Annotated in this window: 6 protein-coding genes; 3 read left to right on the top strand and 3 right to left on the bottom strand. The window is 38.6% G+C overall.

Translation table 11 applies throughout. The features are described from left to right. Positions 1 to 158: 158 nt before the first annotated feature. The 3 genes from IEV61_RS17715 to IEV61_RS17705 form a co-directional block, all read right to left on the bottom strand. Positions 159 to 1,448 carry an HlyD family secretion protein gene (locus IEV61_RS17715; RefSeq protein WP_188418389.1) on the bottom strand — a complete coding sequence of 430 codons (1,290 nt, stop codon included), beginning with the start codon at positions 1,446 to 1,448 and terminating at the stop codon, positions 159 to 161. Between the two features lie 2 nt (positions 1,449 to 1,450). Next, the gene (locus tag IEV61_RS17710) at positions 1,451 to 3,628 is read right to left on the bottom strand and encodes a peptidase domain-containing ABC transporter (RefSeq protein WP_188418388.1); all 2,178 of its coding nucleotides are present in this window, start codon (positions 3,626 to 3,628) and stop codon (positions 1,451 to 1,453) included. A gap of 550 nt (positions 3,629 to 4,178) precedes the next feature. Further along, entirely contained in the window at positions 4,179 to 5,621 is a 1,443-nt protein-coding gene (locus tag IEV61_RS17705) for a TolC family protein (RefSeq protein WP_188418387.1), read from the bottom strand. A 723-nt stretch (positions 5,622 to 6,344) separates the two neighbouring features. Between IEV61_RS17705 and IEV61_RS17700 the strand changes: the two genes are divergently transcribed. The 3 genes from IEV61_RS17700 to IEV61_RS17690 all read left to right on the top strand — a co-directional run bounded on the left by IEV61_RS17700 (position 6,345) and on the right by IEV61_RS17690 (position 10,120). Beyond that, positions 6,345 to 7,178, top strand: a complete 834-nt coding sequence (locus tag IEV61_RS17700; RefSeq protein WP_188418386.1) for a hypothetical protein — start codon at positions 6,345 to 6,347, stop codon at positions 7,176 to 7,178. Between the two features lie 28 nt (positions 7,179 to 7,206). Next, positions 7,207 to 8,340 (top strand): glycosyltransferase family 2 protein, encoded by a 1,134-nt coding sequence (locus IEV61_RS17695; protein ID WP_188418385.1) that lies wholly within the window; start codon positions 7,207 to 7,209, stop codon positions 8,338 to 8,340. Between the two features lie 286 nt (positions 8,341 to 8,626). Beyond that, positions 8,627 to 10,120: a carbamoyltransferase C-terminal domain-containing protein gene (locus IEV61_RS17690; protein WP_188418384.1), complete on the top strand. Its 1,494-nt coding sequence runs from the start codon at positions 8,627 to 8,629 to the stop codon at positions 10,118 to 10,120. Positions 10,121 to 10,123: the final 3 nt, after the last annotated feature.

Below are 10,123 nucleotides of genomic sequence, written 5' to 3'. Positions count from 1 at the left end.
ACCACTTTTAATAACTAACTTTGAAAACGCTTTTACAGCTCTCGCTGCTATCGTTCGCCAGCTAATCGCCTGGTCACTTTGCCACGGAATTAGGTGGTCAACATCCCCGGAATATCAACATTACTTTAGAGATTGTATTATAAATCGAATTATTAGAACTATTTTATATTTTTCAAAATACCCCGGATTAACCTTTGCAACACAGAGGCCTCCTCTGTCACAATTTCAGCGTCAGCTTGCATACCAGACTTGAGTAGGATTGGTCTTTTCAAATCTGTTCTACCGCTAAGTTTGAACGAGACTTTACTTAGAAAAATGCTGTCGTTGACCGGAACATCATTGATTTGAATTATTTTCCCGCGGATAAAGCCATACTCTTCATAGGGATAGCTTCTCAATTTTATAAGTACTTGTTGCCCCCGCCTGACTTTGCCCATATTATCTTGTGGTATCGGCATCTCGCCAAAAAAAGCGCTTCGTCGGGGATTGATCGAAAATACTTCCTGCCCTAAAGTAATTAGCTGATTTTCCTGAATTATTCCCGCATAAGAAATGCGTCCATTTTCAGAAGCCTTCAATTCGTACTTCTCCCGCCATTCTTGAGCCTGACTAATAAGACTATTTAACGATTGGACGAATTTCAGCTTTTCATCATTCATTTGATTTTGTAGTTCGAAAAGATCTTTCTGCTTCGCAGTGTATGCGGAGGTAACACTGAGCATAGCTGCTTCGGTCTGTGCCAAAGGGCTTTGGCTGGCCAAATATCGAGTCTCAGCTGCTCTGAATTCCGCAGGGGTTTCCGCCTTTTCTTGGTAAAGTTGCCGATTCATTTCATAATCTTGAGCAGCTAACCTGAGATTTTTCTCCTGGAGCTGTTTTTGAAAAATTAATTGTATCTGCTGCTTATGTAAATTAAATAAGTCTTTCTGTAAAAAGGTTGCTTTTTGACCGGACAAACCATGAGTCATTGAAGCGCAGTAAGTGAGGTAATTTTGAGAGAAAGTTTGATAAGGTATTTGCAATTCACCTAAATTAAAATCTTGAGGAAGATTTAGGTTGACGGGAATACTATTGTGCTGCGCTTTCAACTTCAACTCTTCCAATAATAGGAACAATTCTTGAACATGCTGATGTCGGCCGGTAGACTCTAGATAGGCCAATGGCTGACCTTGTCGAACTACTTCATTTTCTGCAACTAGCAGCTTCTCCAATCTGCCGCCAACCTTCGCGGTTACTGACTTTGGTGCGTTTTCCGAAACTATCTTCAATTTCGTTTTGACAATATCTGGATAACGCAAAAAATAAGACACAACAATCATCAATGATAGAACGGTTAAAAATGAAACTGCTCCGAAGCGCATCAACCAATTCGGCGGCGATTTGATGATATCATCTATTTCTTCGGAATGACGCTGTTCTGTATATTGATTTTCAAAGGTTGGTTTCATACTTATACTCCCAATTCTAACTGATTCCTAACTAGTTGGAAATACTTACCATGGGCTGCTGTTAATTGATTATGTGTACCTTGTTCGATGATACGACCTTTCTCAAGTACAATGATATTGTCTGCATTGCTTACCGTGCTTAGCCGGTGCGCAACAACAATAACCGTCCTTCCTTCCAGAAATTCCCCCATATTCTCCATAATCGTCCTTTCATTATTTGCATCCAAGGCATTGGTCGCTTCATCAAAGAAGAGATATTGAGGATTTTTATATACTGCACGAGCAATTAAAATCCGCTGCCGCTGCCCTTGACTTATCCCATTTCCTTCCGCCCCAACTTTAGTGGCTGTTCCTAATGGCAAACTATCTATAAAGTCTTGCAAATTTGCTATACGAATTGCATGTTGCAGGCGCTCATGATCTGCATAGTCAGCCCCTACTGCAATGTTACGGGCAATTGTGTCAGAAAATATAAAACCGTCCTGCATAACCACGCCGCATGAACTTCTCCAAAATTTGAAGCTATAATTACTGAACGACTGGCCACCTACTTCAATTACTCCCTTCTCAGGCTCATAGAAACGCAAAAGTAATTTTAAAATCGTAGTCTTCCCGCTGCCGCTCATCCCTACGATAGCAGTTGTCTTACCCTGTGGAATTCTTAACGAAATATCCTGAAGCACTGGATCGTTGCCCGCACCGGGGTAACGAAACGTCACATCATTAAGATAAATAGAGCCGTCCCGAGGCAACTCATGATTGAGTTCACGTCCGGCAGGTTCCTCGTCGTTCAACTGGTGTATTTCATTGAGCCGTTCGAGGCTGATCTTTGCATCCTGAAATCCTTGAATGAAACCTAAAAGCTGCTGAACCGGGCTATTCAATTGTCCAATGATATACTGCATTGCCATCATGCCTCCCAAAGTCAAGTCACCGTCAATCACCGCTTTAGCACTCAAAAAGGTAATGAACATATTCATGCTTTCGTTGATCAGCGTAGATCCGCCTTGTTGGTATTGGCTCAAGCTCAAATTGCTAACATTGAATTTGAAGAGTCTGGCTTGCAGATGCTCCCAGTCCCACCGCATGCTTTGTTCGCAATTGTTAAGTTTGATTTCCTGCATTCCATTAATCAGCTGTACAATAGAACTTTGATTTTTAGCAGAAATATCAAAGCTTTTAAAATTTAAGGTTCTGCGTCGCTTTAAGAAGGCAACAATCCACAATGTGTAAAGAGTACTGCTTACTAGAAACACCCCAAAGATGATAAGGTTATAATGAGCCAGTACCACAGAGAAGACGACAAGGTTAAAAAGAGAAAACAAAGTACCCAAGGCCGAACCGGTCAGGAAACTTTCAATACGCTTTTGATCATTCATCCGTTGCATAATATCGCCAGTCATCTTTGTGTCAAAGAAACTCATCGGTAACTTCATCAACTTGATGAGGAAATCTGTTAATATGGATATATTGACTCGTGTGCTTATATGCAACAAGATCCATGACCGGATAAACTCGATAGTCACTTTTCCAAATATGAGCATGGCTTGCGCCAAAAGTATTATGTTGATAAAACTTAAATTCCGAGTATTGATCCCGACATCGACAATAGCCTGTGTTAAAAAAGGGGTCGTAATTTGAAGTAGACTTCCGATTAACAAACCGAGAAATAGCTGAACAATCAACTTTTGATAGGACTGAAGATATCGCAGGAGAAAACCCCAGTCCAATGTATCATTCGCCTCATCTTCTTGATCTTTGAAAGCTGGTGTAGGGCGAATAATCAGCCCAATGCCAATTGCTTGATTTTTGCCATATAACCAATTTGCAACAAACTCTTTTTCGGTGAATTTTAGAATTCCCTTACCCGGATCCGCAATGTGAAAGAGTCCTTTTTTAATTCGGTATAGCACAACAAAATGCTTTTGCCTCCAATGTAAAATGCATGGCAACTCAACGTCCAGGATTTCCGCTTTATCAATTTTGAATCCAAGCGAACGGAAACCTATTTTCTCTGCTGCTTCGCTGAGACCGAGTAAAGAAACACCTTCCCTGTTAACCTGACAAACAGTTCGCAGTTTTTGAAGTGAGATACTCCGACCGTAATATTTACAGATCATGCGCAGGCACGCAGGGCCGCAGTCCATCTGGTCAAATTGTTTATAAAAGGGAAACTGCATAAACTTTAGAATATTCTAATAAAGAAAAGGAACATCAATTCATCTATTCAAGCAAAAACATTAGGTTTCATTCAATCGGTTAAGATATATTGGCTGACGATATGTCCATCTGACATCAAGGGAACGAGCAGTCGTTTGTATTTTAACTTCAACATTGAGTTGAATATGTTAAAGCGCAGTTTTGGTTGTAGCTGTAAAATAAAAACATGACCTTTAAGTACCACTCATTCTGTTTGCCATCAATAAAAATACTATAAATAAAAACTTCTGCAAAGCATACTGTAGGTTTAATGTCGCTGATCCGGGAATTTCACCCAGCAGACTAAGAAAGACATGCTGAGGATAGAGTTCATGATAAGTATTCTCAAATCCGACATTGATTCTAAATTGAAAAAGTATACGGAGAAAAAGTGCATCAACAACAGATTTATTGGTTAAATAACATAAGATGTGATTTATTCAATGGCAAGTTAGATTTTTCATTCGAGTAAAAAAAGATATAAAGTTGATTTTCTAAAAACCATGGTCCTGCCCTTTCAAATGCGCGAGATCATTCAAGACGTATTGGTCTGTTCAAATAATAGTCAATAATGCTGCGGCGAAAAACCAAATCGTACGTTGCCTGTATCTTCCCTAATTCAGCGTTGTTGTAATTGGTGAGTGTAGTGTAATATTCAATGCTGTTTAGCAAACCGGCACGGTATCGCTTTTCGCTGACATACAAAACCTTTTGTAAGGCGGAAAGGTTGATTTCCGCAGCAATCAGACGTTTTTGGGCCGCTCTCCAGTCGAAAAATGCCTGGTTCATAACTTTTTTAAAGTTATTGGTAACGATCATCTCGTTCAGTTTCGCTATCTCTAAATTAATTTTTGCTTTGCTAATGTTACCGCGGGACTGATGACGGTTGAAAATGGGAATTTGCGCGGTGATACCTACAGATTGATAAAAATTATCAGAGAACTGTTTCAATAGTGTATAGTTTCTAATTGTAGAAAGAAAAGCAGGTGCGACAACTGCCTGATTGGTACCCGACACAACAGCTACTGTATCAACCCCGACTTGCTGGCTACCAGTTGCTAACGACCGTGCGCTGGAATAGTTTGATCCTGCAGAACCAAATAGGATTATACTGGGAAACAGGCTACTTTTAGCCAATGCAATATTCTGCAGGGCACTACGCACCTTTAACCCTTCAATCTTTATATCGGGGTTTATTTTAATAGCTTCACTGATAACATTGCTGGAATCAATTTCATATGCTGCACGGGAAATGTCATTAAGAGTGGGTTTGACAACATTGATAGAAAGATCAGGCATTTCCATTAGCTGCTTCAAAGCGAGCAAACTAACGTCTAGTTGGTTTTGGATAGTAACTGCTGTTAAATCGTTAGCTGCCTTTTGTGCCTCCGCCTGGGCCAAATCTGCAGAAGATTTGTTTCCGGCACGTACTTCTATCTTGACCTTGTTTATGTTGAACTGTGACAGTTGACTCTGCTGCCTGGCTTTGAGTAAGAGTTCCTCAGCAGCAATGATCTGAAGAAAGGCCGTCAACGTCCCTAATGTCAGATCATACTTCAATTTATCTATGTTTTGTACATTGGCCTCCAACAAGATTTTATTTTGAATTATCTGCGCTCTAAGTGATCCTCCTTGAAAAATAGTAAACTGTGTGCTTAAATTACCACTGTTGAGAAAGACCCTTTGATTTATATAATTATAAGTAGATACATCCAAAGTCCTTCCCCAGTTAAAAGATGCTTGGGTCCCGGCGCTTAAATTGGGCAGAAGGTTGTATTTCGCCAATTTGAGGTTTTCTGTTGACAATTCCACATCTAAAATGGCTTGCCGAATCTGTAAATTTCTTTTTAGAGTAGAATCAATTGCCTGATTTATGGTGACGCTAATTTGAGCTGTAGCCTGATTTAGGTACAGGATAAACAAGCTGCTAAACAAATATTTAGATAAGAATGATAAAGGATTTAACAAACGCATTATTTAAAATTACAGATTAAATTCCAGCTAGCAGCAGTAAGCTCTTTTTTTTCTGGTGTTTAAGATCAATGAAATATTTGTAAGCAGATACTTAACTTATATAAATGGTTAAATCCTGACGGATTTCTGCAGTGCTTGTCCAGCGTTGACAATATCACTGTCTTCTAATTCAAATAGCTTTAAAAAACTATCCGGAAAGCATTATACACATTGCGTTTTATTGCAATTCAAATAGCCTTATTATCTTGCTTATATATAAGCTTCAATCTTTGTCGATAGGTTAACATCTGGTGAACGATTTTAAAATTGGGGCGGATTGTTGCAATCGGACGGCCTATAACTCTAGCTATTTCTTAATCCTATCATACGAGTGCTTGACAGGTAACTCATGACTGCCGATTGCCTGCGTTCGATTTATAGATATACTAAAAATGCTTGAACAATAAATCGGTCCCCTCGAGTCTTATTCGTTATTTTTTATCTACTTTTTTTTGCCAAAGACTTTTGTTATCATTGATTAATAGTAAATTAGTTCGACAATTATACCCTGTATCTCTTTGATTAAAATAAAATTAATTTAAGCACTTGCCTTGATTTGTCTTAGGTTTAAGACAATGATTGATATGTAATCAATGTTTTAATAATCACGAAGCCATGGCACATGCATGGCTACATGGCCGTTGAAGTATGGATTGACGACATTTAACTTAAACCTTACCATTTATGATTTCCAATAATCAACTAGCATTCTCACAAAGCCCGCCTCATGACCCTGATGTTGTTTGGCTTTCAATATCACTCTTTTGTTATCAAGCTTATTGGCATATTTTATTAGAAGAAGGCATTGCTCCATTTGTGAAGAACATGGGCTATCTCCAAGCTTATGAGATAAAACTTAACCATTTAGGGAGCCATAATGTTGAACTTGGGTTATTAACAGAATGCACAAACGCTAATTTACTCGCGCAAGCGGCAAATGAACATTTCAATATCTTTTTTGAGAATATCGGCTTTCCCTATGAGGTAATTAAGTTGCCTGTTAAAGGTGTATTTCAGCCTTTTGCAATGAATAGTGTCAAGTATGGTCTTTTTACTCGGGAACAGCGGTATTCAGCACTTTCCATTGGCATTTCCAGATTCATGCTTGAAGCTTTGAAGGATGAAGTAAATGACGATAATGCAATTATCTCATTTGCCTTCTATCTACATATTGGGCTCATTAAAACTGTTAATCAAAGAGGAATTACTCTGACTGAAATAATGCAGCCAGCTGAGATTGGACAATTAAACAGCATAAGCGATAATTACCGAAATAAATTTGAAGAGAATAATGAATTACTCACTGAAATCATCATGGATATTGTGAATGGAAACGAAGAACTCCCACCTTGGCTAATGGAGTGGATGTCATTATGTGATGAAGAATTGGCCTTAAAGCATAAAAATGCATCAGTGATTTTTTTTGGCGAAGTAGTTCGGTTAATATATCAGAAGATGGATATCGAAGATGCCGTGCGTTTAATGCTAGAAGAATTTATTTTAATAATATTAGATTAATTAGAAATAGAGTTGCATTTAAATTTGAATGGAAGTTAAAATGAATCAAAGCAAGTATAAAATATCCTTTTGTATCGTTTGCATGAACCGCTTGCATCAGCTTAAGCAAACGTTACCAAAAAACATAAAAGAAGGCGTTGACTATGAAAATATTGAATATGTTTTACTTGATTATAACTCCGGGGATGGTTTAGAACATTGGGTGAAGGACAACATGGCTGACTACATTCAAATGGGCAAGCTGACTTATTATAAAACGACAGACCCAATGACTTGGAATCCGAGCCATTCTAAAAATATTGCATTCAAACTGGCGACAGGAGATATTATTTGTAATTTATGGGCGGATTATTATATCGGAAAAACATTTGTACAGTATTTAGACATGTTGTTTACAGACAACGCAGATATTGTGCTTACGCCAATCGATTTTCACAAAACCAAAACTGATCATCACCCACCTGGCGATGTTTTGGGAAAAGTTTGTGTAAAGAAAGCCGATTTCACTAAAGTCAGAGGTTTTGATGAGCGTATGAACAAACATGGTTTTGAGGATTATGACTTTATTAATCGGCTGGAGATGATAGGGATTAAGCGGGTACTTCTGGATGACATTAATTTTATGCAATATATCCCACATCAAAACAGTGAGAGATACAATTTATCAAGCCATGACTTAAAACATTTATATATAAATTATCAAACTCCTTTTTTATCCGAAATACTACTATTATACAATGATCAAAGTTTTGCAAAAGGATTTTTCATCGACAACATCAGCAAAAATGCTGATAACTATATCTACGCATACCATTCGCGGAATGAACGTTTTGATTATGATTTACAAGAACCAGGATGGGAGACAGGTGATTGGGCACAGCAGGATAATAGCTCAATTTTATTATTAAACAAATCAAATAATCAAAATTACATATTTAGGCATTCAGATGACAAACAATGGATATTAGAAGGAGATAATCACGCCGTTTTTTATCAACATACAGACGAGATCATCATCAACGATGTGCTCACCTTTAAGCATTTTGTAGATACCAGAAGCATCATGAATGAAAACTTGAACAATAACAAATCTGTTGTCAATCAAGATTACGGACAAGCCACTGTATACAAAAACTTTAGCCCTACACCAATAATAATATGAACATGTTTTCCATCGTTAGTCGCTATGCGAAAATTTCATCACAATACAGGGTATCAGGCAGACCGGCAATTATTGTTCGACAGTAAGACTGCCAGCATCACCATAACCGGACGTAAGACAATTGGAATTCATAAGAAAAAAAACATTCTTCCTGATGCAATCTGTTAATAAAGCTTATTCAAAATAATATAGCCATTAAGCCGAATATAAATTAGTTTTTGATAGAAATTACCTTTTAACAAAATTCACCCAAAAATCTATTCATTAATAATAATTGAGATCAACGATGAACATACTAGGACTTCACATTGGGCATGACGCAGCTGCGTGTTTAATAAAAAATAACCGGCTGGAGTCCATGATCGAAAAAGAACGCCTTACTAAAAAAAAGCATGACCGAGGTTTCAGTCTTGAAATGGTCGAATATGTGCTTGGAGATATGAAGGTGGAAGAATTGGATGCAGTCGCAATTAGTATCAACCCACAAGACGCCCATACGATTATGGCGCAGAAAGGCGGTAAGAAATATGTGAACGGCCCTCGTGAAATGGAAAAATTTGATTTCGAAGAATTTGAAGTTTGGATTAAGGGAGTAAAGCTCCCAGCATATCAAGTTCAGCATCACATCGCCCATATTGCTTCTGGATTTTATCTAAGCAACTTCGATTACGCACAAGGCATTAGCTACGATGCCAGTTATTCTCCTGAAGAACAAACATCTTTAAAATGCGAATTGAACGGGAATTTTGTCGAATCATGTGGCACTCTTCACCTTAATGCCGGGATACTTTATGATCAATGCACGCGAGCACTTTTCGGTGACTGGAGCCACGCCGGAAAAACTATGGGTTTAGCTGGCTGGGGTAGACCACAAGATATTCCATATCGCATCAATTCCATCTCCGAATCAATCGCCCTGGCTAAAGATGTTGTTGGGCACTTTGACAGAGAAGTGATCGCTGCAACAGCACAATTATGGCTTGAAAAAGATATAAAACGAGTTCTAGAGAGAAGTGTGGCCGGTTTAAATCCAATTGTTGTATCAGGCGGAACTGCGCTGAACGTTGTTGCGAATAGACATTACTATAATACAGGAAACGACGTGTTTATTCCGCCTTTCTGTACAGACGCTGGTCTCGCGGTAGGTGGGGCACTTTATGTCCTACATCATATATTTAATCACCCGCGTCAAAATTATACGAGTAAGCAGATTGCATTTTTAGGTAAAAACTACGGCGGGGAAGTAACGGATACAGGTAACCTTGACCATGTGGCAGATATGTTGATAGCTGGCAATCCGGTGTTTTGGCATCAGGGCCGATCGGAGGTCGGACCTCGCGCATTAACGCATCGCTCGATTTTCGGGCGCCCGGATAGTATAGAAGTAAAGCATCACATCAGTGAACAAATTAAAGGACGTGAAGCATTTAGACCCGTGGCACCAATTATAAAGGCTGAAGCCTGTAGCCGGTATTTTGATATTGAATCCTGTCGATTAACAGATTTTATGTTAGTTAATGCAAAGGTTTTAGATGATAGGTTAAAAGGAGTTACTCATATTGATGGTACAGCCAGAGTTCAGACGATTAGCAAAGAATTTAATCCGACAGTATGGAAACTCCTCGACATGATGGAACAGGCAACTGGCATACCTGTTTTGATTAATACATCTTTAAATATTTCGGGTCCAATATGTGAAACACATACAGACAGTTTATCAACCTTCAGAAAAGCAGGAACCGGTTTACTCTGGCTCGACGGAAAAATTCATGTAGCTTAACAG

This window comes from Mucilaginibacter galii, assembly GCF_014635825.1.
Classification (GTDB): domain Bacteria; phylum Bacteroidota; class Bacteroidia; order Sphingobacteriales; family Sphingobacteriaceae; genus Mucilaginibacter; species Mucilaginibacter galii.
This window is presented reverse-complemented; position numbering and strand designations above follow the sequence as displayed.

Excerpts from the sequence above, each read along its gene's own strand:
- IEV61_RS17715 (WP_188418389.1), bottom strand. The coding sequence starts at position 1,448 with ATGAAACCAACCTTTGAAAATCAATATACAGAACAGCGTCATTCCGAA.
- IEV61_RS17710 (WP_188418388.1), bottom strand. The coding sequence starts at position 3,628 with ATGCAGTTTCCCTTTTATAAACAATTTGACCAGATGGACTGCGGCCCT.
- IEV61_RS17705 (WP_188418387.1), bottom strand. The coding sequence starts at position 5,621 with ATGCGTTTGTTAAATCCTTTATCATTCTTATCTAAATATTTGTTTAGC.
- IEV61_RS17700 (WP_188418386.1), top strand. The coding sequence starts at position 6,345 with ATGATTTCCAATAATCAACTAGCATTCTCACAAAGCCCGCCTCATGAC.
- IEV61_RS17695 (WP_188418385.1), top strand. The coding sequence starts at position 7,207 with ATGGAAGTTAAAATGAATCAAAGCAAGTATAAAATATCCTTTTGTATC.
- IEV61_RS17690 (WP_188418384.1), top strand. The coding sequence starts at position 8,627 with ATGAACATACTAGGACTTCACATTGGGCATGACGCAGCTGCGTGTTTA.